Source organism: Caulobacter sp. AVps16 (assembly GCF_058681455.1).
In genome coordinates, this window is record NZ_CM178739.1 from 411,502 (window position 1) to 436,742 (window position 25,241).

27 protein-coding genes and 2 pseudogenes are annotated in these 25,241 nt (G+C 66.1%); 17 read left to right on the forward strand and 12 right to left on the reverse strand.

Translation table 11 applies throughout. From position 1 onward, the window contains the following. Positions 1–71: 71 nt before the first annotated feature. A pseudogene (locus ACW17U_RS01965) lies at positions 72–154 on the forward strand (hypothetical protein); the annotation flags it as partial. Here the strand turns inward: ACW17U_RS01965 and uvrB are convergent. Continuing rightward, positions 135–2,384 carry an excinuclease ABC subunit UvrB gene (uvrB, locus tag ACW17U_RS01970; RefSeq protein ID WP_492054630.1) on the reverse strand — a complete coding sequence of 750 codons (2,250 nt, stop codon included), beginning with the start codon at positions 2,382–2,384 and terminating at the stop codon, positions 135–137. The pseudogene ACW17U_RS01965 and the gene uvrB sit on opposite strands and share 20 nt — an antisense overlap. Positions 2,385–2,575: 191 nt before the next feature. Between uvrB and ACW17U_RS01975 the strand changes: the two genes are divergently transcribed. Next, complete coding sequence (locus tag ACW17U_RS01975; protein ID WP_492054631.1) at positions 2,576–3,208, forward strand: NAD(P)H-dependent oxidoreductase; 633 nt, start codon at positions 2,576–2,578, stop codon at positions 3,206–3,208. Between the two features lie 29 nt (positions 3,209–3,237). Here ACW17U_RS01975 and ACW17U_RS01980 read toward each other — a convergent pair whose 3' ends face one another. Further along, positions 3,238–3,810 carry a hypothetical protein gene (locus ACW17U_RS01980; protein ID WP_492054632.1) on the reverse strand — a complete coding sequence of 191 codons (573 nt, stop codon included), beginning with the start codon at positions 3,808–3,810 and terminating at the stop codon, positions 3,238–3,240. A gap of 147 nt (positions 3,811–3,957) precedes the next feature. Between ACW17U_RS01980 and ACW17U_RS01985 the strand changes: the two genes are divergently transcribed. After that, positions 3,958–4,287 carry a PadR family transcriptional regulator gene (locus ACW17U_RS01985; protein WP_492054633.1) on the forward strand — a complete coding sequence of 110 codons (330 nt, stop codon included), beginning with the start codon at positions 3,958–3,960 and terminating at the stop codon, positions 4,285–4,287. An 11-nt stretch (positions 4,288–4,298) separates the two neighbouring features. Then, a complete protein-coding gene (locus ACW17U_RS01990) occupies positions 4,299–5,294 on the forward strand; it encodes a hypothetical protein (protein ID WP_492054634.1) in 996 nt (331 codons plus the stop codon). 4 nt (positions 5,295–5,298) lie between these two features. Here ACW17U_RS01990 and ACW17U_RS01995 read toward each other — a convergent pair whose 3' ends face one another. Next, positions 5,299–5,508 (reverse strand): hypothetical protein, encoded by a 210-nt coding sequence (locus tag ACW17U_RS01995; RefSeq protein WP_492054635.1) that lies wholly within the window; start codon positions 5,506–5,508, stop codon positions 5,299–5,301. Between the two features lie 386 nt (positions 5,509–5,894). Here ACW17U_RS01995 and ACW17U_RS02000 point away from each other — a divergent pair, with 386 nt between their 5' ends. Beyond that, positions 5,895–7,010 carry a cell wall hydrolase gene (locus ACW17U_RS02000; protein ID WP_492054636.1) on the forward strand — a complete coding sequence of 372 codons (1,116 nt, stop codon included), beginning with the start codon at positions 5,895–5,897 and terminating at the stop codon, positions 7,008–7,010. Here ACW17U_RS02000 and ACW17U_RS02005 read toward each other — a convergent pair. Both ACW17U_RS02005 and ACW17U_RS02010 read right to left on the reverse strand, forming a co-directional pair. Next, entirely contained in the window at positions 6,970–7,770 is an 801-nt protein-coding gene (locus tag ACW17U_RS02005) for an SDR family oxidoreductase (RefSeq protein ID WP_492054637.1), read from the reverse strand. The two genes, ACW17U_RS02000 and ACW17U_RS02005, sit on opposite strands and share 41 nt — an antisense overlap. 117 nt (positions 7,771–7,887) lie before the next feature. Beyond that, on the reverse strand, positions 7,888–8,067 hold the full coding sequence (locus ACW17U_RS02010) for a YegP family protein (RefSeq protein WP_062148997.1): 180 nt from the start codon (positions 8,065–8,067) through the stop codon (positions 7,888–7,890). Positions 8,068–8,171: 104 nt separating this feature from the next. On the opposite strand from ACW17U_RS02010, the gene ACW17U_RS02015 reads away from it, so the two are divergent. Further along, complete coding sequence (locus ACW17U_RS02015; protein ID WP_492054638.1) at positions 8,172–8,744, forward strand: DUF1003 domain-containing protein; 573 nt, start codon at positions 8,172–8,174, stop codon at positions 8,742–8,744. A gap of 563 nt (positions 8,745–9,307) precedes the next feature. Further along, on the forward strand, positions 9,308–9,778 hold the full coding sequence (locus tag ACW17U_RS02020) for an Imm26 family immunity protein (protein ID WP_492054639.1): 471 nt from the start codon (positions 9,308–9,310) through the stop codon (positions 9,776–9,778). A gap of 473 nt (positions 9,779–10,251) precedes the next feature. On the opposite strand, the gene ACW17U_RS02025 is transcribed toward ACW17U_RS02020, so the two are convergent. Further along, positions 10,252–10,653 carry a DUF4279 domain-containing protein gene (locus tag ACW17U_RS02025; protein WP_492054640.1) on the reverse strand — a complete coding sequence of 134 codons (402 nt, stop codon included), beginning with the start codon at positions 10,651–10,653 and terminating at the stop codon, positions 10,252–10,254. A gap of 292 nt (positions 10,654–10,945) precedes the next feature. On the opposite strand from ACW17U_RS02025, the gene ACW17U_RS02030 reads away from it, so the two are divergent. Continuing rightward, on the forward strand, positions 10,946–12,538 hold the full coding sequence (locus ACW17U_RS02030; RefSeq protein ID WP_492054641.1) for a flavin monoamine oxidase family protein: 1,593 nt from the start codon (positions 10,946–10,948) through the stop codon (positions 12,536–12,538). Positions 12,539–12,540: 2 nt separating this feature from the next. After that, a complete protein-coding gene (locus ACW17U_RS02035) occupies positions 12,541–12,969 on the forward strand; it encodes a c-type cytochrome (protein ID WP_492054642.1) in 429 nt (142 codons plus the stop codon). Positions 12,970–13,173: 204 nt separating this feature from the next. Here the strand turns inward: ACW17U_RS02035 and ACW17U_RS02040 are convergent, their stop codons facing one another. Next, positions 13,174–14,115, reverse strand: coding sequence for a GlxA family transcriptional regulator (locus tag ACW17U_RS02040; RefSeq protein ID WP_492054643.1), 942 nt, complete (start codon positions 14,113–14,115; stop codon positions 13,174–13,176). A 78-nt stretch (positions 14,116–14,193) separates the two neighbouring features. Between ACW17U_RS02040 and ACW17U_RS02045 the strand changes: the two genes are divergently transcribed. After that, entirely contained in the window at positions 14,194–14,880 is a 687-nt protein-coding gene (locus tag ACW17U_RS02045) for a DJ-1/PfpI family protein (protein WP_492054644.1), read from the forward strand. Positions 14,881–15,138: 258 nt separating this feature from the next. Further along, complete coding sequence (locus ACW17U_RS02050) at positions 15,139–16,833, forward strand: alpha/beta hydrolase family protein (protein WP_492054645.1); 1,695 nt, start codon at positions 15,139–15,141, stop codon at positions 16,831–16,833. A 7-nt stretch (positions 16,834–16,840) separates the two neighbouring features. Here the strand turns inward: ACW17U_RS02050 and ACW17U_RS02055 are convergent, their stop codons facing one another. Beyond that, the gene (locus tag ACW17U_RS02055; RefSeq protein ID WP_062148981.1) at positions 16,841–17,488 is read right to left on the reverse strand and encodes a DsbA family oxidoreductase; all 648 of its coding nucleotides are present in this window, start codon (positions 17,486–17,488) and stop codon (positions 16,841–16,843) included. 52 nt (positions 17,489–17,540) lie between these two features. Next, positions 17,541–18,113 carry a TetR/AcrR family transcriptional regulator gene (locus ACW17U_RS02060; protein ID WP_492055778.1) on the reverse strand — a complete coding sequence of 191 codons (573 nt, stop codon included), beginning with the start codon at positions 18,111–18,113 and terminating at the stop codon, positions 17,541–17,543. A 253-nt stretch (positions 18,114–18,366) separates the two neighbouring features. Between ACW17U_RS02060 and ACW17U_RS02065 the strand changes: the two genes are divergently transcribed. Both ACW17U_RS02065 and ACW17U_RS02070 read left to right on the forward strand, forming a co-directional pair. Next, positions 18,367–18,636 carry a c-type cytochrome gene (locus ACW17U_RS02065; RefSeq protein WP_492054646.1) on the forward strand — a complete coding sequence of 90 codons (270 nt, stop codon included), beginning with the start codon at positions 18,367–18,369 and terminating at the stop codon, positions 18,634–18,636. Between the two features lie 24 nt (positions 18,637–18,660). Beyond that, on the forward strand, positions 18,661–19,089 hold the full coding sequence (locus ACW17U_RS02070) for a DUF4345 domain-containing protein (protein ID WP_492054647.1): 429 nt from the start codon (positions 18,661–18,663) through the stop codon (positions 19,087–19,089). 203 nt (positions 19,090–19,292) lie between these two features. On the opposite strand, the pseudogene ACW17U_RS02075 reads toward ACW17U_RS02070, so the two are convergent. After that, a pseudogene (locus ACW17U_RS02075) lies at positions 19,293–19,397 on the reverse strand (4,5-DOPA-extradiol-dioxygenase); the annotation flags it as partial. 112 nt (positions 19,398–19,509) lie between these two features. Between ACW17U_RS02075 and ACW17U_RS02080 the strand changes: the two are divergent. Next, on the forward strand, positions 19,510–20,037 hold the full coding sequence (locus ACW17U_RS02080; protein WP_492055779.1) for a surface-adhesin E family protein: 528 nt from the start codon (positions 19,510–19,512) through the stop codon (positions 20,035–20,037). Positions 20,038–20,081: 44 nt separating this feature from the next. Here ACW17U_RS02080 and ygiD read toward each other — a convergent pair whose 3' ends face one another. Then, positions 20,082–20,852 carry a 4,5-DOPA-extradiol-dioxygenase gene (ygiD, locus tag ACW17U_RS02085; protein WP_492054648.1) on the reverse strand — a complete coding sequence of 257 codons (771 nt, stop codon included), beginning with the start codon at positions 20,850–20,852 and terminating at the stop codon, positions 20,082–20,084. Positions 20,853–21,039: 187 nt separating this feature from the next. Between ygiD and ACW17U_RS02090 the strand changes: the two genes are divergently transcribed. Next, a complete protein-coding gene (locus tag ACW17U_RS02090) occupies positions 21,040–22,131 on the forward strand; it encodes an acyltransferase family protein (RefSeq protein ID WP_492054649.1) in 1,092 nt (363 codons plus the stop codon). 6 nt (positions 22,132–22,137) lie between these two features. Here ACW17U_RS02090 and ACW17U_RS02095 read toward each other — a convergent pair whose 3' ends face one another. After that, entirely contained in the window at positions 22,138–22,887 is a 750-nt protein-coding gene (locus tag ACW17U_RS02095; RefSeq protein WP_492054650.1) for an alpha/beta fold hydrolase, read from the reverse strand. A gap of 76 nt (positions 22,888–22,963) precedes the next feature. Between ACW17U_RS02095 and ACW17U_RS02100 the strand changes: the two genes are divergently transcribed. Beyond that, positions 22,964–23,734 (forward strand): tyrosine-protein phosphatase, encoded by a 771-nt coding sequence (locus ACW17U_RS02100; RefSeq protein ID WP_492054651.1) that lies wholly within the window; start codon positions 22,964–22,966, stop codon positions 23,732–23,734. A gap of 81 nt (positions 23,735–23,815) precedes the next feature. After that, positions 23,816–25,225, forward strand: a complete 1,410-nt coding sequence (locus tag ACW17U_RS02105; protein WP_492054652.1) for an MFS transporter — start codon at positions 23,816–23,818, stop codon at positions 25,223–25,225. Positions 25,226–25,241: the final 16 nt, after the last annotated feature.

Consider the following 25,241-nt stretch of genomic DNA (forward strand, 5'->3'; position numbering starts at 1 on the left):
CGTCGGGTGTGATCTGGCGCTCGCTCATAGTCCAGACGGTAGTTAAAACGGGGTTCTCAAAGCGAGCGCCTTTCAACCCCTCACCCGACCCCGGCCTTCGCCGGGGCCACCCTCTCCCGCAAGGGGAGAGGGGGCTACAGCCTGCTCTTCCTAAACGCCTCCGCCTGCTCCGCCCGCAGCTCGGCCCGCACCCGCTTGGGGGCGGCCTTGTCCACGGCGGTGCCCGGGGCGGTGAGGACCTCGTTGGCGAACTCCAGGTCCATCAGCTTCATGCGCTTGATCTCGTCGCGCAGGCGGGCGGCGGTTTCGAATTCGAGATTGGCGGCGGCCTCGCGCATGCGGGCTTCCAGGTCCTTGAGGGCGGACTTGAAGTTGTCGCCGTTGAACGGGCGGTCGTCGGTTTCGGAGACGCCCATCGGCACCAGCACCCGGTCGCCGCGCTCATAGGGACTGTTGAGGATGTCCTTGATGTCGCGCTTGACGCTCTCGGGGGTGATGCCGTGTTCGAGATTGTAGGCGTGCTGCTTCTCGCGGCGGCGCTGGGTCTCGGCCATGGCCCGTTCCATGCTGCCGGTGATCCGGTCGGCATAGAGCACGACCTTGCCGTCGATGTTGCGGGCCGCGCGGCCGATGGTCTGGATCAGGCTGGTCTCCGAGCGCAGGAAGCCTTCCTTGTCGGCGTCGAGAATGGCCACGAAGCCGCACTCGGGGATGTCGAGGCCCTCGCGCAGAAGGTTGATGCCGACCAGCACGTCGATCGTGCCCATTCGCAGCTCGCGGATGATCTGGATGCGCTCCAGGGTGTCGACGTCGGAGTGCATGTAGCGGACGCGGATGCCCTGTTCGGTCAGGTATTCGGTCAGGTCCTCGGCCATCTTCTTGGTCAGGACGGTGACCAGGGTGCGGTAGCCCTTGGCGATGGTCTGGCGGATCTCGTCGACCACGTCGTCGACCTGGGAGGCACCGTCCTTGCTGACCGGGCGCACCTCGACCGGCGGGTCGATCAGGCCGGTGGGGCGGATGACCTGTTCGGCAAAGACGCCGCCGGCCCGCTCCATCTCCCAGCTGGCCGGGGTGGCCGAGACGTGCACCGACTGCGGCCGCATGGCGTCCCATTCCTCGAACTTCAGCGGGCGGTTGTCGAGCGCGCTGGGCAGGCGGAAGCCGTACTCGGCCAGGGTCCATTTGCGGCTGCGGTCGCCTTTGTACATGGCCCCGATCTGCGGAACCGTCTGGTGGCTCTCGTCGGTGAAGAGCAGGGCGTTGTCGGGGATATATTCGAAGAAGGTCGGGGGCGGCTCGCCGGTCTTCCGGCCCGAGAGATAGCGGCTGTAGTTCTCGATGCCGGCGCACGAGCCGGTGGTCTCGATCATCTCCAGGTCGAAGGTGGTGCGCTGTTCCAGCCGCTGTGCCTCCAGCAGCTTGCCGTTCTCGTACATCCAGGCGAGGCGCTCCTTCAGCTCCTTGCGGATCTCGATGATCGCCTGGCGCAGGGTGGGGCGCGGGGTGACGTGGTGGCTGTTGGCATAGACCTTGATGCTCTCGAGGTCGGCGGTCTTCTTGCCGGTCAGGGGGTCGAACTCGGCAATGGCCTCGACCTCGTCGCCGAACAGGCTGACCCGCCAGGCGCGGTCCTCATAGTGGGCGGGGAAGATTTCCAGCGTATCGCCGCGTCGGCGGAAGGTGCCGCGCTCGAAGGCCGCGTCATTGCGCTTGTACTGCTGGGCCACCAGGTCGGCCATCAGCTGCTTCTCGTTGACCGTCTGGCCCACCTCGAGGGTGAAGGTCATGGCCGTATAGGTCTCGACCGAGCCGATGCCGTAGATGCAGGAGACCGAGGCGACGATGATCACGTCGTCGCGCTCCAGGATCGCCCGGGTGGCCGAGTGGCGCATCCGGTCGATCTGCTCGTTGATGGAACTGTCCTTCTCGATATAGGTGTCGGTGCGCGGGACGTAGGCTTCGGGCTGGTAATAGTCGTAATAGCTGACGAAATATTCGACCGCGTTCTCCGGGAAGAAGCTCTTCATCTCGCTGTAGAGCTGGGCCGCCAGGGTCTTGTTGGGGGCAAGGATCAGGGCCGGGCGCTGGGTGGCCTCGATGACCTTGGCCATGGTGAAGGTCTTGCCCGAGCCGGTGACGCCCAGCAGCACCTGGTCCTGGTCGCCGTTCTCCAGCCCTTCGACCAGTTCGGCGATGGCGGTCGGCTGATCGCCGGCGGGGGAATATTCCGAGACCAGCTTGAAGGCCCGGCCGCCTTCCGACTTGGCGGGACGCGCCGGCCGGTGCGGCGTCCACAGGGCGGGCATGGCACCGCCGGGCACGATATCCATGACGAAGGGGGTCGAGACGTCGGAAACGCCGTTGTCCGGGGTGCTGGGCATGGTCCGAAAGTAGGGCTGCGCGCGGTCGAAGGCTAGGGGCCCTGCTGACGGCCGGTGTCAGCAGACTGGCGGGACGTGGCGGCAGGGCCCGGGTTCAGCATTATCTGACACTGAACCCGTTGCGGTTTCGGTTCGTTACCCTCACATGCAGGTCTCAACTGGCCCCGTCGAGGGCGAAACGAGGGTTTCCCGTGCTGCTTGAAAAGCTGAACTGGCGCTATGCCACCAAGAAGATGGATCCGGCCAAGACCGTGTCGGACGACAAGGTCGAGCGCATTGTCGAGGCCGCGCGACTGGCCCCGACCTCCAGCGGCCTGCAGCCGTTCGAGGTCTATGTGGTGACCAATCCCGAGGTGCGGGAAAAGATCAAGGCCATCGCCTGGAACCAGAGCCCGATCACCGACGGCTCGCACCTGCTGGTCTTCGCCGCCTGGGACAACTACACCGCCGACCGGATCAACCACATGTTCGACCTGGTCAACGAGGTCCGGGGCTTCCGCAACGAAGGTTGGGAAAACTACCGCCAGATGCTGCTGGCCTCCTATCCGCAGCGCGATGCCCAGCTGAACTATGAGCACGCCGCCCGTCAGGCCTATATCGCCGTCGGTCTTTCCCTGGCCCAGGCGGCCTTTGAAGAGGTCGATGCGACGCCCATGGAGGGCTTTGATCCGGCCTCGCTGGACGCGATCCTCGGCCTGGGCGAGCGCGGCCTGCGCTCGGTGGTCATCATCCCGCTGGGCTACCGCCAGCCCGAGGGCGACTGGCTGGTCAATCTGAAGAAGGTCCGCCGTCCGCGTGACCAGTTCGTCACCGACGTGAAGTAAGACCCTCCGGCTTTCCGGAGGGGTCCGGCTCAGCCGCCGACGCGGGTCAGCGTCGAGCGGTTGCGCTGGATCCAGGCCTCGGCGGCATCGTCGAGGAAGTCGACCTCCTTCAGGGTGGTCATGCGGTCGCCGTCGCGGACAGTGGTCACCCGCAGGCGGGCCGGGCGGTCGTCATCGCGGCTGTCGGCCTCAGAGATCATCGTCCAGTGGGTGGCATCGACCGGTGGCGCGGCCAGGCGCAGGGCGCTGGTCTCGAGGCTGGTCTCGCGGCCCTTGCGGAAGCTGGCCGAGGTTTCCTTATCCGTGGCCGGATCCAGCAGGTCCACCGTGGTGATCCTCACATTGCCCACCCTCGGGCCGTCGTCGAAGTCGGCCTTGCGGATCAGGGTGACGCCGTCGCCCCCGTCCTCGATCCGGACCTTCATCGGGATGCCAAACCAGCGGTCGGCCTGATAGTCGCGATATTCCAGCTTGCCCTCCCAGGCCCCGACCGTGGTCAGCCGCAGGGCCGCGATGTCGAGCGGCCTGGGCTGGGCGGACGCCGGTTGGCTGATCGCCATCAGGGTGGCGGCCATCACGGCGAGGCGGGCGGTACGGGGCATGGCGGGGATCTCCTGGCCCATCGGGCGAGCCTGCTGACAGCTACGCAGCACATCCAGCTCAGGATGCCCGGTGTTTGACTCTGAAATCACTGTGTGCCACACAGTGTGCGCCACACACCATGTGGCGCACACGATATGATGCATAGCATGCCGTCTGAAACCGAGATCTTTGAACAGCTCCGCCAGGAGCTCCGGCGCGGGACCCTGATCCTCGCCGTCCTCGCCCAGCTGCGGGTCGAGCGCTACGGCTACAGCCTGCGCCAGGCGCTCTCTTCGGTGGGTGTCGAGATCGACGAAGGCGCGCTCTATCCCATGCTCCGCCGGCTGGAAGGGCAGGGCCTGCTCTCCAGCGAGTGGCGCGAAGAAGACAAGCGCAAGAAGCGTTTCTACCGCCTCTCGGCCGAGGGCGAGGCTGTGCTGGCCCGCCTGGCCGACGAATGGCGCTCCATCAACGACACCCTGCAACCCCTGCTCTGAGGAGAGGCATCATGGACCTGCTCGACCGCTATCTGGGCGCCGTCGCCGCCCTGCTGCCCGCCGCCCAGCGCGACGACATCATCGCCGAACTGCGCGACGTTCTGATGAGCCGTATCGAGGAGCGGGAAGCCCAGCAGGGCCGCCCTCTCGACAAAAAGGCCCTCGAAGTCCTGTTTCGGGAGTTTGGCCATCCCCTGGCCGTGGCCGGCCGCTATGGCCCGCAGCGCGCCCTGATCGGGGTGGAGCTCTACCCCTTCTACATGTTCGCGGTGAAGGTGGCCCTGGCCATCGCCCTCTTCGTCGGCATCATTCCTGCGGTGGTCCAGGGCATGACGGGAGCACATGGCGGCATGGCGGGCATCCCCAGCCGCGTGATCCACGACTTCATTCCCACAGCCCTGCAACTGATCGGTGTGATCACCATCATCGGGGCGATGGTCGAGCGCGGCTGGATCAAGACCGGCGACTTTGGCCAGTGGAAGGTCAGCGACCTGCCGCACGTCTCGACAAGGAAGCAGTGGTTCCGCACCACGCGCTTCGAGGCCCTGTTCGAGGTCATCTTCATGACCTTCTTCGCCCTGTGGTGGGCGGGCGTCGTGGACTTTCCCGGCAGCCGGGGACCGTTTGGCCACGAGGGTGAACTGCAGGTCACGCTGGCGCCGATCCTGACCCAGTTGCACACGCCCATCCTGCTGCTGGCCATCGGCCAGATCATCTCGGGACTGATCCTGGTGATCCGCCCGGCCTGGATCCGGCCGCGGGCGGCGGTCGAGATCGTGCTCTCGATCGCCGGCATCGTCCTGGCCTACGCCCTGTGGCGCGAGATGCCGCTCGTGACGTTCACCGGGCCGGGTGCCTCGGCCGAGGACTTCGTGACCCTTCGCCATGTCACTGACCAGACCTTCAGGGTCATCGCCGTGGTCGCCGCCGCCATCTTCGCCGGCAAGATCCTGATCGAAGGCTGGCGGCTGCTGCCGCCGGCCCGGGACGGATCCCGGGCCGGCTGAAGCCCTAGTTCTTCGGCTTGGTGGCGGTGTCGACGACGGCCCCGACACCGGCACCCACCACCGCGCCGACCGGCCCGGCGACGACGGCACCAGTCATGGCTCCCGTGGCCGCGCGCTGCTCCATATTGTGCCCGCAGGCGGACAATCCGAGCGCTGCGAGAGTCGCCACGGCGGCCAGGGAAAGGCCTCGAAAGACACGGGGTTTGGGGGTCATGGCGCGCTCCTCTTAGACGGTGTTTGTCTGGCTTGAGTAACGTCGCTCAATGGCTTCGCGTTCCCTGAATCAAGGGGTCCAGAACAGTCGGACCAATGCTTCGCGCTGCGGCAAAGCAGTGATTTTTTTCACTGTCGGGTTTTTCTAGCGAATCAAGGCGTTAACGTTCTTGACTGCGACCAATCGGCCCGGATTCAATGCTGCACTGCGGCGTGCGCTTGCGACTCGCGCCGTTATCAGTCATAAGCCGGTCATAAGCAGGTTTTCGGCCACATCGTGAAACGGTCGAACCTCCGCCTCCAGGACTGCCCGACAGTGAGTTTTCCGGGTTTCTAGAAGCGTTTTTGTCGGGGGGCGGATTGCCCTCGCCGCGCAGGACACGAGTTTTGTACAACAACATGCAGACGCGCGCAGACGCGCGCGCGCTGGTCGGCGCTGTCTTGATTGGGTCCGCTACGGGCCTGGCTCTGGGCGGTGTTTATCTGGCGGGTGGGCTTGCCCAGACCGCTGGCCAGCACGCCCGCGTTACACGCCTTGCAGACGGCGCTTCGGAGGGCTTCTCCGACGTCGCCCTGATGAATGCCGCTTCGCGTATGGACCAGGGCGCGCTCGCCGTGGCCCGTCGCCATGATCCCTATACCGTGGCGGGTGCCGCCCAGCGCGACCGCCAGGTGTCGCTGCTGGTGGCCCGGCTTGAGAACCGCCATGCCGGCGAACCGGTCGCCCGCAGCGGGCCCCTGATGCTGCGCGCCAGCTTCGGCGGACCGTTCAATCCGGCGGCCTCGCCCTTCCGCCTCGGCAATGTGCTTGAGAGCTCGCGCGAGCTCGATTGCCTGGCTGAGGCCGTCTATTATGAAGCCCGCGGCGAGACCCCCAGCGGCCAGGCGGCCGTGGCCCAGGTCGTTCTGAACCGCGTGCGCCACCCGGCCTTCCCGAAGTCGATCTGCGGCGTCGTGTTCCAGGGGGCCTATCGCAAGATCGGCTGCCAGTTCAGCTTTGCCTGCGACGGCTCGATGAACCGGAGCCGTGAACGCGGCGCCTGGCGGCGGGCCCAGAAGATCGCCGAGCGCGCCCTGACCGGGACCGTGATGAACGAGGTCGGCTCCGCCACCCACTTCCACACCACGGGTGTGGCACCGGGCTGGGGTCCGCGCCTTCTGAAGGTCGCCCAGGTCGGCATGCACGTGTTCTACCGCTTCGGCGGCCGCGCCGGCGCGCCGGGAGCCTTCTCGGCCACCCCGCGTCCCTCGACGCTCGACGACCTGCCCAACGCGCCCGAGATCGCCAGCATCTCGGCCGATGGCAAGCCGATCGGCGGCATGATCTATGCTGCCAGCGCCCTGTCGCCGGTGCAGACGGCCGCACCGACCGGCAACGGCATGGGCGGCCCGCTCGGCCAGGTCTCGGAGCCGGCCTCGGCGCCCGCCAAGACGGGCACCGACAAGTCCGCTGCCGAAGCCGTCAGGACGACGACAGGGGCCGTGACCGGAGCTGCTTCCTGACGGAGCCGGGCATGTGGCTGGTGGCAAAGCGCATCTGCCGGGCGCGCTTGCCCACCAGATAGTGCAGGTCCTTGCCGCTGGCGGACTTGAACACCACCTCGGCGGCGTCTTCGACCGGATAGACTTCCAGCCCGCCCTTCTTGAGGGCGTCGGCCATGTTCTCGTTGCTGCCCGATGAGCCGGCATTGAGGATCGGGGTCTCGATGAACCACGGCATGACGCAGGCCACGGACACCCCGTGCTGGCCGTATTCGATGTCGAGGGCTTCCGACAGGCCCCGCACCGCGAACTTGGTGGCCGAATAGACCGCCAGCTTGGGCGAGCCATAGAGGCCCGCGCAGGAGGCGACATTGATCAGGCGGCCGCCGGCGGCCTTGAGCAGGGGCAGACCGGCCCGCGCGCCGTGGATCACGCCCTTGATGTTGATGTCGATCTGCAGATCGCAGTCGGCCTCGCTGAGCTCTTCCAGATTGCCGAACCGCGCGATGCCGGCATTGTTCAGCAGGGCGTCCAGCTTGCCGTCGGTCAGGCGTCCGAACTCGCCCAGCGCATTGTCCCAGGCCTCGCGGTCGCGGACATCCAGCTTGAAGGTGGCACCGTTGTCGGGCCCGATGGCGGCGAGGGCGGCTTTCAGCCCGGCCACATCGATGTCGGACAGCCCGACGAACCAGCCTTCAGCGGCGAACCGCTTGGCGCTGGCCAGGCCGATTCCGCTGGCGGCACCGGTGATGAAAATGGTCTTGCGGCCGTTGGCGGGCATCGGCAGTCCTCCCCCGTTTTTGTTTGTTATCGGCGATCAGACGCCGAGCGGGGGAAGGGGTCAAGTCCCGCGCCCGCCCGGCCTGTGTTCAGGGGGCGCGGGTTGAGTCAGGGCGGATCAGTCGGTCTGGTCGTCGATTTCGGCGCCGGGGCCGTTCTTCAGGATCGACTCGATGGCGTTCTTGGCCGAGGCCTTGGACGAATAGCCTTCGGTCGAGAAGATGACTTCGCTGTTGTAGACGAAGTTGACGCGGAACTCGCCCGCCTTGTCCTTCTTGATAATGAACTTGTGGGCCATGGGATCTCTCCTCGGAGCAGGGTGGGCATGTCGCCTTTGCGGCGCGCGGAGCCTCGCTTGTGCCGTGTTACCGTGTCAATCGTGCGGGGCTGCGGAGTCTGCCCATGTCGCCCAATGACCGTCTCGACGAACTGTCCCATCAATTGCTCAACGAGGCCTATGCTGACCTCAATGACGTCCAGCGCAGCGTCATCGACCTCATTGCCGCCGAGGCACCGACCGGGCTGAACAAGGTCCTGGTCGCCGATGACCGCACCTACTGGGATCGGCTGGCCGACCGGGTGGCGGCGGTGGGCGGGTCCTGGGCCTTTATCGGCAGCTTCAGCGCGGTCCTGCTGGCCTGGGTGGCCCTGAACCTGGCCCTGGGGCCCCTGCACCTGTCCTTCGACCCCTATCCGTTCATCTTCCTCAACCTGCTGCTGTCGACGGTCGCAGCCCTGCAGGCCCCGGTGATCATGATGAGCCAGAACCGCCAGGCCCAGAAGGATCGCCAGAACGCCGAGCACGACTATGTGGTCAATCTGCGGGCCGAGCTGGAGATCATGCACCTGCACGCCAAGCTCGACGCCCTCCGGGACCGCGACCTCGCCGAGCTGAGCCGCCACAATGCCGAGGCCCTCGCACGGCTGGAGGCCCAGGTGGCGGCGCTGGCGGGCAAGCTGGAGGCGAAGGGGTAGGGCGACGGGCCCTGCGGGGCTCGCACCGCGCCCCTTCATTTTGCAGGGGCTTTTGCTGACCGGGACGGACAATATCTCGCGGCTGCGATCGGAATGTCCGGATCCGGTGCCTGTGCTGATGGCCGGGCACGACCCAAGTCGGACCTCCTGAAACCCTCTCTCATAGAGAGAGGGAGGGGCCCGCCGCGAAGCGGTGGGAGGGTGAGAGGTTACAAACTATCCGACTGAAACGCGGCCAAGATGGTGTCCGCTATTTCGCAGTCTTGGCCGTGGCTAAAAGGTGGGCTGGGGTGTCAGGGCGCTCAACGACAGGAATCGAGGTTTTTCCGGCTAGCGGTGAAACCTCTCACCCTCCCACCGCCTGCGGCGCCGGGCCCCTCCCTCTCTCTATGAGAGAGGGGTTCCGAAGGCCGCTCACCACCCTTCACAGACCTTGGCGACGTCCGCTTGCGGGCCAGGGGACGGATGTCCTGTTTCGGGCGATGGGCTGATTTCCGCTCCCGACCCATTGCGGAAGCTTGCCAATCTTGGCCGTATGGATGCTCGTAGCGCGATGAGGGTCAATGCCACCTAGATTCAGAGTAGGGGATTTTTTTAGCGTCCCCCTCACGGACGGCTCAACGGCACTTGGACAAATCCTATCGTTAGAGCCAGATGCAATGGGCGCAGTTGCATGTGCATTCTTCGCGCGCCGCAATCAAAGCGAGTGGGATGCAGACCTGCTGCGGCTGGTGGACCCATCCTCTTTAGTTTCTCTGCTGTTGGTGCTGCCAAAGGAAATCAACAAACGCACTTGGAAAGTGGTTGGCAACTCAACGCCCGTCATCGGATGGGAGGAATTGATGGAAATCCGCCAGCGAAGACATGACCGGTTTGTCGGCACCAAAGTCTTGGATGGTGGCGCTGTGTCAATGTTCCTGAACGCATTTCATGGTTTGACGCCTTGGGACGGAGCTTACAAGCCCGACCTGTTCGATGAGTATTTGGTGAACCAAACTGCGAAGCCTGCACGCGAACTCTTGCGTTGGAAATGACCGCTTCCCACCCTTCTCTGACCTTCGCGATGTCCGCTTGCGGGCAAAACGTCCAACGTCTGGTTTCGGGCGGTGATCTGATTTCCGCTCCCGACCCATAGCTGACATTGATCCAAAGCCGTGCGAGCCTGCCGCTTATGAAGCTCGTGCGCGAATTCTTATGGACCTGGCTAAAGCTATTCGCGCTTCTGGCAGTCCTCTTTGGACTGCCGCTCTTAGACCGTAACGCGTTTGCTTGGAGCCAAGGCCGGGACTTCATACTGCTGTGGCTAGGAGGCGGCGCGCTGCTGGCGAGCTTCGTGATCGCTGGAATGGTCCGCCTCTTCGGTTGGCGTAAAGACGCGGATCACGTCTAGCCGCCACGCCAGCCATCCACCCCTCACAGACCTTGGCGACGTCCGCTTGCGGGTCAGGGGACGGATGTCCTGTTTCGGGCGATGGCCTGATTTCCGCTTTCGACCCGTTGCGGACGTTCAGCTCAGCATTGTCGCCTCGAATAAGTCGAGGCCCCAACCAATTCCGCACGCCGCTAGGACGGCCATTTGGTTAGCGTCGAGCCAAACGCCCTGCTGTTCGTCAGAGACATAGAAGCCTCCGTAGATTTCGATGCTCGCGGGTTTGATCGTCCTGGCAAGCTCCACAAAGCGGGGCTCCCGGCCTTTGAGCTGGCCGATCAGCGTATCGATAGCGTTTGCGTGCTCTCGGCCATCGAGGAGTGGCGCGTCATGCAGTTCCAGATGCCACATGTTGAAGTCATGCAGCCGCCCGCTTGGCCGAGGCTCACCACGCCTTACAACTGCTGTTGGCGCCAGACCCAAGATGTCAGTGACCGCGTCCGGGTCAGCATCGAAGCGAGCAATTGTCAGGGCGAGCATGGTGCGAGCTTGTCACTTCGCGCGGCGCCCCGAAAGTCCTCTAACCACCCTTCTCTGACGTTCCAAACGTCTCCTTTCGGGCGTGAGGTCCAAGGGAAGCGCACAGCGCCGCCTTCCCGCGCAGGCCCGTCTGCATAGTTCCTGCGCAGCCTTCCCCACGCGGCGCCCCAAATAACCAAGAGCGCGTCGCTCGGCCCCCCGGCGAGCGACATCACCCGCGCCAAGCCGTCCGAGTTCTCGTTAGCTCGATCCCGACAGCCGTCGACCGGACGGCGCGAGGGGATTTGGTCGCATGGACCTGGGCGCACGCACACCGACGAGACGTCAGCTGCTTTCGGCCATCGCTGCAGTCGGGGGCACGGCGGCGCTCTACCAGGCCATGACCTCCCTGGGCCATGCAGCCGAGACCCAGTTCGCCGGCCCGCCCAACCTGGCGGGGGCGCGCAAGGGGGCCTCGGTGATCGTGCTGGGGGCGGGTCTGGCCGGCATGCTGGCCGCCCACGAGCTGACCAAGGCCGGCTACAAGGTCCAGATCCTCGAATACCAGGACCGGGCCGGCGGCCGGAACTGGTCGCTGCGCGGCGGCGATACCTATACCGAGCTGGGCGGGGCCACCCAGAAGGTCGGCTATGCGCCCGGCAACTATTTCAATCCCGGGCCCTGGCGGATCCCGCACCATCACAGGACCCTGCTGCACTATTGCAAGGCCTTCGGCGTGGCCCTGGAACCCTTCATCCAGTTCAACCACAATACCTGGATCCACTCGTCGGAATCGTTCGGCGGCAAGCCGGTGCGCTTCAAGGCCGCGGCGGCCGACTTCGAGGGCCATGTCGCCGAGCTGCTGGCCAAGTCGGTCAATACCAAGGCCCTGGACGAGGCCGTCACGCCCGAGGATCGCGAACGCCTGCTGGAGGCCCTGAAGGGCTGGGGCATGCTGGACAAGGACTATCGCTACGCCTCGAACCTGCGCTCGGCCTCGCACCGGGGCTATGACCGTCCGCCCGGCGGCGGCATCAATGGCGCGCCGATCCCGTCGGCCCTCTATGACCTGCATGATGTGCTGGACCCGCAGGTCTGGACCTCGATGGCCTTCTTCATGGGGCACGAGATGCAGACCACCATGTTCCAGCCGGTCGGCGGCATGGACATGATCGGCAAGGCTTTCGCCAAACAGGTCGAGGGCCAGATCACCTATGGGGCCAAGGTCACGAAGATCGCCCAGGACGACAGGGGCGTGGCCGTGACCTATGCCGATACCCGGTCAGGCAAGGTCTCCACGGCCCAGGCCGACTGGTGTGTCTGCACCATCCCCCTGTCGGTGCTGGGCCAGATCGACACCCAGGTCACCGACGCGATGATGGCCGCCATCAAGGCCGTGCCCTATTCGGGCCAGGTCAAGATCGGCCTCGAGATGAACCGCCGCTTCTGGGAGGAGGAGGACTCCATCTATGGCGGTCACAGCTTCACCGACCAGGAAATCGCCCTGATCTCCTATCCGAACAACAATCTGTTCGGCGACGGCCCGGCCGTGCTGCTGGGGGCCTTTGCCCGCGAGATGGGGGCCTATCGTCTGGCCGGCATGACCCCGCAGCAGCGGCTCGAGGTCGCCCTGCAGCAGGGCTCGGTCCTGCATCCGGCCAGCTATCGCAAGGAGTTCCGCACCGGGGCCTCGGTGGCCTGGAGCCGGGTCCCCTGGGCGCTTGGCTGCTGCGCCCGCTGGACCGAGGAGTCGCGCAAGGAGCACTACCAGACCCTGGTGGCCATGGACCGCCGCATCGTCCTGGCCGGCGAGCACGCCTCCTATGTCGGCTGCTGGATGGAGGGCGCTCTGCTCTCCTCGATCGATGCCATTACCCGCCTGCACAAGCGCGCCCTGGAGGCCTGAGCATGACCGTCCGTCTTTCTCCCGCGATCCTGGCCGGCCTGCTGGCCGTCGCGACGCCCGCCCTGGCCCAGACCCCGGCCGGCGGCGACACCGGCGGCGGCGTCGTCCGCGTCGCCAAGCCTGTCACCGGCCAGCAGGTCTATGAGGCCGTCTGCCAGGCCTGCCACATGGCCGATGCCAAGGGGGGTGTCGGTGCCGGGACCATACCGGCCCTGGCCGCCAATCCGCGTCTGGCCGGAGCGGCCTATCCGATCTCGGCGGTGGTGCTGGGCAAGGGCGGCATGCCCAGCCTGGCGGGGCCCCTGGACGACGACCAGATCGCCCAGGTGGTGACCTATATCCGCACCAGTTTCGGCAACAGCTATGCCAAGCCGGTGACGGCGGCGGATGTCGCCAAGATCCCCCATCCGACGAGGGGTGGGGGGCACTAGGGAAGGTTCAATCCCACCTCTCCCCATTCCTTCACTCCGCTCTCCCCGGCGAAGGCCGGGGCCCAGATTCAGCCTGAGCGTTTGGGGATGACTCGCCGTCTGGCCGGGCCAAATTGACGTCCTTTTCGGGTTCGATCTGGGCCCCGGCCTTCGCCGGGGAGAGCGGAGAAAAATAGGCTGAGAACCTTACCCCGCTGCCGCTGCCTATCCCGTCTTGGCCTTGCGTCTCAGGGCCTGTGGGGGCTGGCCAAAGGCCCGGATGAAGGCCCGCCGCATGCGCTCCGGGTCGCCGAACCCGGTTTCCACGGCCACGTCCTCGACCTGCAGCGGCTGGGAATCCAGCAGGGCGCGGGCCGCCTCGACCCGCAGGCGCTCGACCGCCTTGGCCGGGGTGACCCCGGTCTCGGCCGTGAATAGGCGGGCGAAGTTGCGCGGGCTCATGGCGGCACGGTCGGCCAGCTGCTCGACGCTCAGCGGCTCCGCCAGATGCTCGCGGGCCCAGGCCAGCAGGGTATCGAACCGCCGGGACTTGATGTCGATCAGGGCCGAGAACTGCGACTGACCGCCCGGACGGCGGTGATAGACCACCAGCTGCTGGGCGACCCGGCGGGCCAGGGTCTCGCCCTCGTCGGCCCCGACCAGGGCCAGGGACAGGTCGATCCCGGCACTGATTCCGGCCGAGCTCCAGATCTGGCCGTCCTGGACAAAGATCCGGTCCGGCTCGAGCCGGATGGCCGGATAACGTTTCTGGAAGTCCTTGGTGCGGCTCCAGTGGGTGGTGGCGCGCTTGCCGTCGAGCAGGCCGGCCTCGGCCAGGACATAGGCCCCGGAACAGACACTGGCGATGCGCCGGGCTGTCTTGGCCGTGTCACGCACATAGGCCAGGGTGACCGCGCAGTTGGCGGGTTCCTTTACGCCGTCGCCGCCCGCCACGATCAGGGTGTCGAGGGGCGGGGCGTCGGTCAGGGCCATGGTGGCGACGGCCATGCCGGACGAACTGGTGACCAGGCCGCCGTCGCGCGACAGGAACAGCAGGCGATAGGCCCCCGGGGCGTAGCGCGCGGCGATCTCGAAGGTAGCGATCGGGCCGGTGGCGTCCAGCAGCTGGAAGTCCGGATAGACCAGAAAGCCGATGGTGCGAGGCATGGCGGAATCCGAGGGAATTATGTCATTTCAGCCAGACGCTAGGCGCGGGATGATGCGGCGTCAAACGGAGATGTCGCCATGGCCCAGGTCGAGCCCCTGAACATTGTCTTTGCCCTGTTTCCGGGCGTCACCCATCTGGACTTCACCGGTCCCCACCAGATCCTGTGCCGCCTTCCTGGGGCGAAAGTCACGGTCGCCTGCCTCGACGGCGGCGAGATCGAGGCCGATGGCCTGATCTTCGCGCACCTGCCGCGTCTGGCTGATGTCGGGGCGTGCGATGTCCTGATCGTGCCCGGCGGTTTCGGCACCACCCAGGCCATGGCCGAGCCGGCCTTCCTTGCCGAGATCCGGCGACTGGCCGCCGGCGCGCGCTATGTCTGCTCGGTCTGTACCGGTTCGCTGGTGCTGGGCGCGGCTGGCCTGCTGAAGGGCCGGCGCGCTGCCTGCCACTGGGCCTGGCGCGACCAGCTTTCGCTGTTCGGGGCCATTCCCGATCCCGAGCGGGTGGTCCGGGATGGCCATGTCTTCACCGGCGGCGGGGTCACGGCCGGCATCGACTTCGCCCTGACCATCGCCGCCGAGATCGCTGGCGAGGTCGTCGCCCAGTCGATCCAGCTGGCCGTGGAATATGCCCCGGCCCCACCGTTCAATGCCGGCCGCCCCGAAACGGCACCGGCCGAGGTCCTGGAGCGGATGCAGCGGATGTACGGCAAGGGCATGGACGAGCGTCTGGCGGCAGCGGAGAAGGCCGGGGCGCTGGTGTAGGGGCTGGCTCCGTCTCGAAAAGCCTGTCATCCCGGACAAGCCCGGCGAAAGCCGGGCGTAGATCCGGGATCGCCGGAAGCGCAGAGCTCAGGCGTCGGTCCCGGATCTTCGCGCTGCGCGCTTGTCCGGGATGACAGCCGTTTTGGGTCGTGGGTGATAGCCCCGGCCTCCAAAGGGGCGCAGGGATTCGACATTCCCCGCACCTCCTCTAGGCTCCCTCGCAAAGCCGGCGAATGACCGGCGCGGGGAGGGGATGAGATGCGCAAGCCATGGCTGCTGCTGTTGCTGGGTATGGTGCTTGTTCTGGGCGGCAGTGCCCTGGCCTGGAAGGTCCAGACGGCGGGCGGGATCAGGGTTACCGAGGTGACCTTCGCCGGCACCGGCGGCACGCCGATGAGCGGCCTGCTCTACACTCCGCCCAACGCCACCGCAGCGACGCCGGCCCCCGGCGTGCTGGCCGTGCACGGCTATATCAATTCCCGCGAGACCCAGAGCGGCTTCGCCATCGAGTTCGCCCGGCGCGGCTATGTGGTTCTGGCCCTGGACCAGACCGGCCACGGCTATAGCGGCGGACCGGCCTTCTCGAACGGCTTTGGCGGTCCCGACGGCCTGAAGTACCTGCGCAGCCTGCCGACCGTCGATCCGGCCAATATCGGCCTGGAAGGGCACAGCATGGGCGGGTGGACGGTCCTGGCCGCCGCGGCCGCCATGCCCGACGCCTATCGGTCCGTGGTGCTGGAAGGCTCCTCGACCGGCAAGCCGTTCGCGGCCGAGGGTTCCCCGGTCTGGCCGCGCAACCTCGCCCTGGTGTTCAGCCAGTATGACGAGTTCTCCAAGCTGATGTGGGGCGTCGATCGCGCCAAGGACGTGACCGGCAGCGCCAAGCTGCAGGCGGTGTTCGGCGCGACGGGGCCGGTCCAGCCGGGCAAGGTCTATGGCACGGTGGCCGACGGAACCGCGCGGATGCTGCAGACCCCGGCCACCACCCATCCCGGCGATCACATCTCGCCCGCCGCCATCGGCCATGCTCTCGACTGGTTTGCCCTGACCCTGAAGGGCGGCACGCCGCGCCCGGCCAGCGACAAGATCTGGATGTGGAAGGAGGCCGGAACCGGCATTGCCCTGATCGGCGCCGTGGTGCTGCTGCTGGGGACGTTCCAGGCCCTGCTGACCCTGAAGCTGTTTGCCCCCCTGCGTCAGGCGATCCAGCCGACCGCTTCGGCTCGGGACGGACGCTGGTGGCGCGGCATCGCCCTGTCGGCCCTGTTGCCGGCCGTGACCTTCTTTCCGTTGTTCATCCTCGGCATGGTGGCCCTGCCGGCCAATGGTCTCCTGAAGCAGGCGATCACCAACCAGGTCCTGACCTGGGCGGTCGTAACGGCCTTGCTGACCCTGGGGCTGGCGGCGCTCGGCAAGGGCGCGCGGCCGGGCTTCAGCAATCGCTGGCCGCTCTCGCTGCTGATCGGCCTGATCAGTGTCGGCGTGGTCTATGGCGCCCTGGAACTGGTCCATCGCCTGTTCCTGGTCGATTTCCGCTTCTGGGTGGTGGCGCTCAAGCGTCTCAGCCCGGACCAGGCCGGTCTGGTGCTGGTCTATGTCCTGCCCCTGACCCTGGCCTTCGGCGTCACCCTGCGCACCCTGCTGGCCCGCATCCCGGTGGCCGGTGAAGGCAATCTGGCCCGCTATGGCTCTGCCGTCCTGGCCCTGAGCGGGGGATTTGCCCTGCTGCTGGCCATCGACTACGGCGTGCTGTTCCTGACGGGCCGCCTGCCGACGGCGTTTGATCCGCTGTCGACCGTTGTGGCCATCCAGTTCCTGCCGCTGACGGCCCTGATGGCGGCAATCGGGGTCTTCACCTGGAAACGCACCGGCGGCTATGCGGTCGCGACGGTGATCTGCGGCCTGCTGCTGACCTGGTACATGGTGGCAGGCACGGCGACCCAGGCGCTGTGAAGGGGGCTCAGGCCTCGGCGGCGATCTGGCGGAGGGCTCTTTCGAAGTACTCCGCCGGCTGTCCGCCCGAGATCAGGTAACGGTCATTGATGATCACGGCGGGGACCGAGCTGATGCCCGCCGTGTGCCAGGCGCGCTCTGCCTCGCGCACCTCCTGGGTATACTGGCCCGAGCTCAGCACCTGCCGGGCCGCCGCGCCGTCCAGACCGGCCTTCTCGGCGGTCGCGACCAGGACGTCATGGTCGGCGGGGCTGAGGCCGTCGGTGAAATAGGCGTCGAACAGGGCGCGCTTCAGGGCCTTCTGGCCGCCGACCAGGCCGGCCCAGTGCAGCAGGCGGTGAGCGTCGAAGGTATTGTAGATCCGGCTGGTTTCGCTGGTCTTCATCGTGAAGCCCACCGAGGCGGCCCGCTCGTGAATCGCCTTGCGATTGGCGGCCGACTGCTCCGGCGTCGCGCCATACTTCTCGGCGATATGCTCGACGATGTTCTGACCTTCGGGCGGCATGTGGGGGTTGAGCTCGAAGGGCTGGAAATGGATCTCCGCCTCGACCAGATCCCCCACGCGCTCCAGCGCCGTTTCCAGACCGCCGAGGCCGACGATGCACCAGGGGCAGGAGACGTCGGAGACGAAATCGATCTTCAGGGGCTTGGTCATGGGCGCGGTCCTGGCGGGTGAGCCTCAGATATAGGCGCAGGCGCGGACCCGCCTAGGGCTCTTTCCAATCTGAAGGTGACATCAGGGCACTGACGATCTGCCGGGTCAGGACCTCCGGCGCGCACCAGGGGTAGCCGGAAATGGTGACATGGCTGTGGGCTATGCCCAGCAGGCCGCAGAGCAGGGCCTCGGTCCGGGGCTTCAGGTCAGCCTCGCCCGGATGCCCCAGCACGTCACGCACCAGACCAAAGAACAGCTGGTAGTGGCCGACGGCGGTGGAGGACTCCAGAAAGCTGCTGACTTCAGCCTGGCTGACGCCTTCGGTCATGAACACCAGCCTGTATCGCTCCGGGTTCCCGACCCAGTAGCGGACATAGTGGGCGGCGACGGCGGTGAGGCGATCGGCGGGGCTGTCGATCGACCGTGACAGGGCGCCCAGTTCGGCGAACACCTCGTCATAGATCCCTTCCCAGAGATGGCTGAGGATGTCGGCCTTGCTGTCGAAATAGGCATAGAGGGTCATCGGCGTGCAGCCGACCTCCTTGGCCAGTCGGCGCATGGACACAGAGGCGTAGCCCTCATCGCGAAACAGCTGCGCGGCGGCATTGGCCACCTTTTTCCGCATCGCCACGATGTCTCCACCGCTCCGCGCCGGTCGGCCCCTGCGCGCGCTCACGGTTTCCTTGTCCAAACTCACAGGCTTGACTTCCTTCGCTTATTATTATTTATCACGCGTTATAAATAATAGACAAGGCCATATGAAACCGATCGTCGTCCTGGCCTGGCTGTGCCTTGCCGCCACCCTAACAGCTGCGTCTCCCGTTTTGGACGAGGAGGCGAGGGCCGCTGCCTCGGTTCAACGGGGCAGGATGCAATTCATGTTTCGGTGCGGTGGTTGCCACGCCCTCGACGTCAACAGGACGGGACCGTCCTTGCGCGGCGTGGTCGGGCGCCCGGCGGGCAGCCTCGGCACCTTCGGCTATTCTTCGAGCCTGGCCCATTCGGGTGTCGTCTGGTCCGAGCAAATGCTCGATCAGTGGCTGACGGCACCATCGCGCCTGGTGCCCGGCACGCGGATGACGGTCACGGTGAAGTCCGCCGAGGATCGCCACACTCTCATCGCCTATCTCCGCAGCGTCTCGCGCTAGCGTCAGCCCGCCCCAGGATCTCCCATGCAATACCGAACGAGCCTCAGCGAACGCGCTTTCCGGACCGTGATCTTCTTCCTTGGCCTGGTGGCCCTGTTGACGGGTGCCAATGTCGCCCTGGGCGGCATCGCCACCCTGGGGCTGCAGGGTCCGACCGACTTCGTCGCCGCCATCCGCCCCGACGCCTATGCGGCCCACGACAGTCATGTCCGGTTTCTGGGCGGGCTGTGGCTGGGGGTGGGTCTGCTCTTTCTGGCCGGTGCCTGGAACCTGCGGCCGCTCAAGCCGGCCCTTCAGACCGCGCTGGTCCTGACGATCATCGGAGGGCTGGCGCGGTTCAGCGCCCTTCGCTTCGATATCCAGTTCGGACCCGACATTCTGGGCTCCTTTCTAGCCGAGGTGATCCTGATGCCGCTTCTGCTCTGGTGGAGCACGCGGATCGCCCGGTCCTGACGGTGAGACCTAAGCGGCGGGCTGTTCCGGCGAGCTGCGCCGCATTTGGTCTTGAAAAGACCCCGGTCAGGCCGTTGCAAAGCCGGGTTCGGCTCCCAATCTAAGACTCGACGCGGACAACCCGGCTCCTCCCCCCCCCCAGCCGGCCCCAGCGTCCTTAAAAGCGCAACGCTCGTGCTCCCCGGCACGGGCGTTGTTCGCATCTAGCCGACCCTGACGCCCGTCATCGAGATGGCGGCGAAGACGTCATCGGTGAAGAAGCTGACCGGATCGTCCGGGCCCTGTGCCCCCAGCAAATAGAGCAGGGGCGGGCGAACCCTTCCCGTTGCCGTTGATGTTTGCTTATTATGCCATTTGAGCGAGAATTTGGGCTGTCGGGAGGGTACGTTGAAGCACTCATTAGCTCTGATTGGAGCGGCGTTGGCGCTTCAGACTGGATCGTCGTTTGCATCAGAATGGTGGTACGTTACTGAAAGTGACAAGACCGTCTATTTTGCGGACCGGGAGTCCATTCGGTCAGTAAAAGTCCTGGGTCGGGACGCTTTCAGGGTTTGGGCATTCTATAGAAATAGCTCGGCGGATAAGTCTGGAGAATTGACGTCGAGAGAAATGAGGTATTATGATTGCAAAGATAATAGTAGTTCTTTAAAATCATATATTAGCTACGATTCAAGTGGCGAAGTGTTGAATTCAAGGACCATATCTGAATATTCAATTGAATGGCGACCCGTTGCGCCCGGAACTGTTGCAAATGTATATCTGAATTTCGTATGTAATTCGGAAAAGGGAGAAGGTGATGTTACGAGTTTCGACGTCGACGAAGATCACTTTTTCTTTGTGAACGATGTGGAGAGTTCCGCGAAAATGTTGGTTCCAAAGCCTAAAGTTAAGATTTCAGCACCAAGCTCAAAGCCTAAAGCCAAAGCTGTCGCCAAAAAATTGAAGTGATGAGCCGCAATCCCCGCTTGTTGGTGGGCTTCGGTGAATGACGTTTAGCCGACCTTCACCCCCGTCATCGAGATCGCCGCGAAGACGTCATCGGTGAAGAAGCTGACCGGATCGTCCGGGCACTGTGCCCCCAGCACATAGAGCAGGGGCAGATAGTGTTCGGCGCTGTTGATGGCGATCTCGGCGTCTGGGCCCAGGCCCTGCCAGTCGATCAGCGCGTCATGGTCGCCGGCCAGGATCAGGGCCTTGGCCGTCTCGTTGAAACGTTCAGCCCAGGGCGGCGCTTCGGGCCGGCGGAAATCGGCGGCCCGCAGGTTGTGGACGATGTCGCCGCTGCCGATCAGCAGCACGCCCTCGTCGCGCAGGGCTAAAAGACGCCGGCCGGCCTCATAGTGCCAGGGATTGGACCGGCCGCGATCGAGGCTGATCTGCACTACCGGAATGTCGGCCTCGGGATACATCGGCAAGAGCACGCCCCAGGCCCCGTGGTCGAGACCGCGCGTCGGATGCTGGACCACCGGGTCGGGCGAGAGGATCTGGCCGATCTGCGCCGCCAGGGCCGGATCGCCCGGGGCGCGGTACTGAACATCGAACAGGACCTGCGGAAAACCGCCGAAATCGTGGATCGTCTCGGGCGTCGCCGAGGCACTGACGCCCGTGGCACCCCTGGTCTCCCAGTGGGCACTGACCATGGCGATGGCGCGCGGACGCGGCAGGTCGCGGCCCATCGCGGCCCAGGCGCGGCTCCAGGCGTTGTCCTCAATGGCATTCATCGGCGATCCGTGGCCGACGAACAGGGCGGGCATGCGGGTCATGGTGATCTCTATTCGGAAACAACTCTAGTTACAGATAGGCGGGGGCACAGCCTGCCGCAAGATGGCGCGACGGCATGGCTTTTCCCGCGCGGCCGGCTTTGTTAAGGCCATGGCTGTGACCCGCTCTGATTTGCCCCCTGACGCGTCCTCGTCGGCGCCTGAAGCCCCTCCGGTCGCGACCCCGGTCATGGCGCGCGCGCGCCGGGCCGTGCGGGGCGGGGCCCTGGACTTCCTGCGGTTTCTCGCCTCGCTGCTGATCGTGCTCTATCACTACGGGGCCGAGAGTCCGCTGCGGATCGAGCGGTTTCACCAGGTCTTCTCGCGCGGCTTTCTGGCCACCGACTTCTTCCTGATCCTCTCGGGCTATGTGCTGGGCCGGGCTTATGGCGCCTCGACCCTGTCGGGCCAGATCTCGCCGGGCCGGTTCTGGGTGCGGCGCGCCGCCCGGGTCTGGCCGGGACATCTGATGGTGCTGGCGGCCATGGCGGCCCTGGTGCTGGTGCTCAACGCCATCGGCACGGACGCCCACAAGCCCTCGCGTTTCGCCTGGGACCAGCTGCCGGTCCAGGCCCTGCTGGTCCATGCCTGGGGTGTGCCCAGCGATGGCTGGAACCTGCCCAGCTGGTCCCTGTCGGCCCTGATCGTCTGCTATGCGATCTTCCCGTTCCTGTGGCGGGCAGCGGACCGGGTGCGACATGCGGTCGTGCTGCCCCTGGCGGGCCTGGCCGTGATCATTGTCTTTGAAATCATCGCCCGCTTCGGCTTCGACCACGCCCTGGCCGACCTGCAGTTTCAGTTCGGGGTCGTCCGGGCCCTGCCCCTGTTCATCCTGGGGGTCTGCCTGGCCCGGGCTGTGGAGATGGACTGGCCCTCGGAGGCGGCGGCGCGCGTTCTGCTCTATGGCGGCGCGGCGGTTCTGATCGCCTGGCAGCTGTTCGACCGCTATGCCCTGCCCGACGTGCTGTGGTTCGACCTGCCCAGCCTGCTGGCCATAGGCTGCATCATCCTCGGTGCCGGCCGCCTGCCGGTAAAGCGCCCCCGGGCCTGGATCGAAGAGGGGGCCAAGCTGTCCTTTGCCCTGTTCATCACCCACATCTTCGTCGGGGTGATCTACTGGAGCGCCGTACACAAGCTGATCGACACCGTGCCGATCGGTATCGGCTGGCAGTGGCTGATGTGGCTGGCCGGCTTCCCCCTGGCCTATGGCGGGGCCTGGCTGTTCCACACCTATGTCGACCAGCCGGTGCAGGACCGGCTGGCACCGTGGCTGAGGCGGTAGCCCGTTTCAGGCCGCCAGAAAGCGCGCGATCTGCGCCGCCAGGTCCGGCTCCATCACCGCGCTGAGATGATCCCCGGCCACGCGCACCGCCCGCGCGTTGCCCATCATCGCCGCAAGACCCTCGGCCGAGCCATTGTCGTCGTCTGAGACGCCGGCGATCACCAGGGTCGGCAGGTCAAGGGCGCGCAGCTGCGCCTCGGAGGTCGCTACAAACGAGGCCAGCACGCCCAGCATCGCCTCGGGGATCAGGCCGCTGGCCGCCATCATCGCCTTAACCCGCCGGCCTGCGCGCGGGTCTTTGGCGGCCTCGCCGTGGCGGATCGAGTCCTCGAACATCGCCGCGCGTGCGCCGGCCGCCATCAGGCCGCTGTCGCCCATGCCGCCGAGCACCAGTTTCGCCGGCCGGGCACCGCGGTTCAGCATCCGCACCGCCGTCCGCGCGCCCAGCGAATAGCCGACGAGATCGTAATCGGTCAGACCCAGATGGGCGATCAGCGCCTCCTGGTCGGCGGCCAGGACGTCGGCAGGCCATGCCGCCGGCGCGACGGGCGCGGCGGAGTGGCCATGCCCGCGCAGGTCCGGCGCAATGACCTGACGGCCCGTGGCGGCCACGGCGGCGGCGATGCCGGGCGCAAACCAGTTGAACTCGGCATTGGCCAGGAAGCCATGCAGCATCAGGGTGGGCCGACCCTCGCCCAGGGTGCGCCAGGCGATCTCGACGCCGTCGAAGCTCTTGAAGCGGTAAGGATTGGTCATGGGACCATCTACTCAGGCGTGGCGCGGGGCGTCCAGAGTCTCGCCAACGTCACCCTGGCGCGCTAACACCCCTGACATGACCCGTCTGATCCCGCTGCAAGGCATTGAAAACCTCCGCGACTATGGTGACTACGCCGCCGGCGCGGGCCGTCTGAAGCGGGGGGTTCTGTTCCGCGCCGCCCATCAGGCCGAGGCCACGGACGAGGATCTTGCGGCCCTGGCAGGGCTCGGGATCGCGACCCTGGTCGATCTGCGCCGGCCCAATGAACGGGAACGCGCGCCCTCGCGGCGCTGGGCCGGGTTTGCGGCCGAGGTCATCGAGAACGACCAGGGCTCACCCGATGATCCCTGGCACACCTTCCTGCACAGCTCCGACCTGAGTGTGCAGTCGATCCACGACTATATGGTCGAGTACTATCGCCGGCTGCCGTTCAAGGAGCGGCACATCGACCTGTTCACCCGCTACTTCCAGGCCCTGGCCCAGGGACGCGGACCGGTGCTGATCCACTGCGCGGCGGGCAAGGACCGCACCGGCGTTCTGGCGGCCCTGACCCATCACATTGCCGGGGTGTCGGACGACGACGTCATCGACGACTATCTGCTGACCAATGACGACAGCCGCTTCGAGCGGCGCGGGCCCAAGTTCATGGCCGCCATCCATGAGGTGACAGGCCGCATGCCGTCCGAAGCGGCGATGCGCGCGGCCATGGGCGTTCACGCCGACTACCTGGCCGCCGCCTTCGCGGTGATCAAGGACCAGAACGGCTCGCTGGACGGCTATCTGGACCAGGTGATCGGCCTGGATGCGGCGAGCCGTGAGGCCGTGCGGGCCCACATCCTGCTCTAAACGGGTTCGTGACAAACGCCTGTTTAACCGCCACGCTGTCCTGAAGCGACCGCGTCAGACGGCGCTCAGACGGGGTAGGGCATGAGTGACGTCACCAACGCGCCGGCGCGCGACAAGCCGGCGGGCCTGTCGAAGGGTGCGCTCAGCTGGATCCTCCATCAGGGCTCTCGCGACGCCTATGTCGTCCTGATCACCATCTACATCTTCGCCCCCTATTTCTCGCGGGTCCTGGTCGGGGATCCGGTCAAGGGTCAGGCGACCATGGCCGACATCGCCACCGCCTTTGGTTTGCTGACGGCGCTCACAGCCCCCCTGCTGGGCGCCTCGATCGAGCGCTATGGCCCGCGCAAGCCGCTCCTGATCGGCATTCTGGCCATCATGCTACCGCTGCTGATGCTGCTGTGGCTGGCCCAGCCGAACGATGGGCCGTCGGTGGCCGTGGTCGGCCTCGTCCTGATCGTCCTGGGCGTGTCCTATAACTGGGGCGACGTGCTCAACAATTCGCTGCTGTCACGGGCCGCCGAGCCGGGTCAGGAGCCGCTGGTCTCGGGGCTGGGCTATGCCATGGCCAACGGCCTGTCGGTGAGCCTGCTGATCTTCATGATGTGGGCCTTCGTCCTGCCCGGCGCTGTGGACTGGCCGGGCGTGCCGGCTGCGCCGCTGTTTGGCCTGCCGACCTCCAACCACGAGCCGGCCCGCCTGTCGGGACCGATGGCGGCCGGGGTGATGCTGCTGGGCGCGATCCCGTTCCTGCTGTGGACGCGCGATGCGCCGCGCACCGGCCTGTCGATGGCGGCCAGCCTGCGCCACGGCGCGCGGCTGCTGATCGACACGCTCAGCAACCTCAAGGGCCATCGCGACGTCGCGACGTTCCTGGGAACGCGGATGCTGTACTGCGACGGCATGACGGCCCTGCTGGTGTTCAGTGGCCTGTTCGCCGCCGGTCTGATGGGCTGGGGCGAGCTGGAGATGCTGGCCTATGGCATTTCGCTGTCGATCTTCGGCGTGCTGGGCGGCTTCCTGGCCCCCTGGCTGGACAGGACCCTGGGGCCGCGCCGCGCGGTGCAGCTGGAGATCTTCGGCTGCCTGATCGTGCTGATCGGTGCCTTGGGCATGGGCCGCGACAGGATCCTGTACTTCTGGAGCTATGACCCCGCCGCCCATGCGCCGCTGTGGAACGGGCCGCTGTTCCGCACCCTGCCCGAGGTTCTGTATCTGGGTCTGGGCCTGCTGATCGCGGTGTTCGTCACCGCCCAGTACGCTTCGAGCCGCACCCTGCTGGTCCGTCTGGCGCCGCCCGACCGTATCGCCGCCTTCTTTGGGCTGTTCGCCCTTTCGGGCACGGCGACGGTGTGGCTGGGCTCGCTGCTGGTGGCCCTCGCAACCCGGATTTTCCAGAGCCAGGTGGCGGGCTTCGTGCCGATCGTCGGCCTGCTGGCGCTCGGGGCGCTGGGGCTGTTCTTCGTCAAGGGCGGTAACCGCGAGGCTTAGGTCTAGATCCTCTCCC

What these genes read in the sequence shown, in the direction of transcription:
- uvrB (WP_492054630.1), bottom strand. Translation starts at nt 2,384, where the DNA reads ATGCCCAGCACCCCGGACAACGGCGTTTCCGACGTCTCGACCCCCTTC.
- ACW17U_RS01980 (WP_492054632.1), bottom strand. Translation starts at nt 3,810, where the DNA reads ATGCCCCGTACCGCCCGCCTCGCCGTGATGGCCGCCACCCTGATGGCG.
- ACW17U_RS01985 (WP_492054633.1), top strand. Translation starts at nt 3,958, where the DNA reads ATGCCGTCTGAAACCGAGATCTTTGAACAGCTCCGCCAGGAGCTCCGG.
- ACW17U_RS01990 (WP_492054634.1), top strand. Translation starts at nt 4,299, where the DNA reads ATGGACCTGCTCGACCGCTATCTGGGCGCCGTCGCCGCCCTGCTGCCC.
- ACW17U_RS01995 (WP_492054635.1), bottom strand. Translation starts at nt 5,508, where the DNA reads ATGACCCCCAAACCCCGTGTCTTTCGAGGCCTTTCCCTGGCCGCCGTG.
- ACW17U_RS02005 (WP_492054637.1), bottom strand. Translation starts at nt 7,770, where the DNA reads ATGCCCGCCAACGGCCGCAAGACCATTTTCATCACCGGTGCCGCCAGC.
- ACW17U_RS02010 (WP_062148997.1), bottom strand. Translation starts at nt 8,067, where the DNA reads ATGGCCCACAAGTTCATTATCAAGAAGGACAAGGCGGGCGAGTTCCGC.
- ACW17U_RS02015 (WP_492054638.1), top strand. Translation starts at nt 8,172, where the DNA reads ATGTCGCCCAATGACCGTCTCGACGAACTGTCCCATCAATTGCTCAAC.
- ACW17U_RS02020 (WP_492054639.1), top strand. Translation starts at nt 9,308, where the DNA reads ATGCCACCTAGATTCAGAGTAGGGGATTTTTTTAGCGTCCCCCTCACG.
- ACW17U_RS02025 (WP_492054640.1), bottom strand. Translation starts at nt 10,653, where the DNA reads ATGCTCGCCCTGACAATTGCTCGCTTCGATGCTGACCCGGACGCGGTC.
- ACW17U_RS02030 (WP_492054641.1), top strand. Translation starts at nt 10,946, where the DNA reads ATGGACCTGGGCGCACGCACACCGACGAGACGTCAGCTGCTTTCGGCC.
- ACW17U_RS02035 (WP_492054642.1), top strand. Translation starts at nt 12,541, where the DNA reads ATGACCGTCCGTCTTTCTCCCGCGATCCTGGCCGGCCTGCTGGCCGTC.
- ACW17U_RS02040 (WP_492054643.1), bottom strand. Translation starts at nt 14,115, where the DNA reads ATGCCTCGCACCATCGGCTTTCTGGTCTATCCGGACTTCCAGCTGCTG.
- ACW17U_RS02045 (WP_492054644.1), top strand. Translation starts at nt 14,194, where the DNA reads ATGGCCCAGGTCGAGCCCCTGAACATTGTCTTTGCCCTGTTTCCGGGC.
- ACW17U_RS02050 (WP_492054645.1), top strand. Translation starts at nt 15,139, where the DNA reads ATGCGCAAGCCATGGCTGCTGCTGTTGCTGGGTATGGTGCTTGTTCTG.
- ACW17U_RS02055 (WP_062148981.1), bottom strand. Translation starts at nt 17,488, where the DNA reads ATGACCAAGCCCCTGAAGATCGATTTCGTCTCCGACGTCTCCTGCCCC.
- ACW17U_RS02060 (WP_492055778.1), bottom strand. Translation starts at nt 18,113, where the DNA reads ATGCGGAAAAAGGTGGCCAATGCCGCCGCGCAGCTGTTTCGCGATGAG.
- ACW17U_RS02065 (WP_492054646.1), top strand. Translation starts at nt 18,367, where the DNA reads ATGTTTCGGTGCGGTGGTTGCCACGCCCTCGACGTCAACAGGACGGGA.
- ACW17U_RS02070 (WP_492054647.1), top strand. Translation starts at nt 18,661, where the DNA reads ATGCAATACCGAACGAGCCTCAGCGAACGCGCTTTCCGGACCGTGATC.
- ygiD (WP_492054648.1), bottom strand. Translation starts at nt 20,852, where the DNA reads ATGACCCGCATGCCCGCCCTGTTCGTCGGCCACGGATCGCCGATGAAT.
- ACW17U_RS02090 (WP_492054649.1), top strand. Translation starts at nt 21,040, where the DNA reads ATGGCGCGCGCGCGCCGGGCCGTGCGGGGCGGGGCCCTGGACTTCCTG.
- ACW17U_RS02095 (WP_492054650.1), bottom strand. Translation starts at nt 22,887, where the DNA reads ATGACCAATCCTTACCGCTTCAAGAGCTTCGACGGCGTCGAGATCGCC.
- ACW17U_RS02100 (WP_492054651.1), top strand. Translation starts at nt 22,964, where the DNA reads ATGACCCGTCTGATCCCGCTGCAAGGCATTGAAAACCTCCGCGACTAT.
- ACW17U_RS02105 (WP_492054652.1), top strand. Translation starts at nt 23,816, where the DNA reads ATGAGTGACGTCACCAACGCGCCGGCGCGCGACAAGCCGGCGGGCCTG.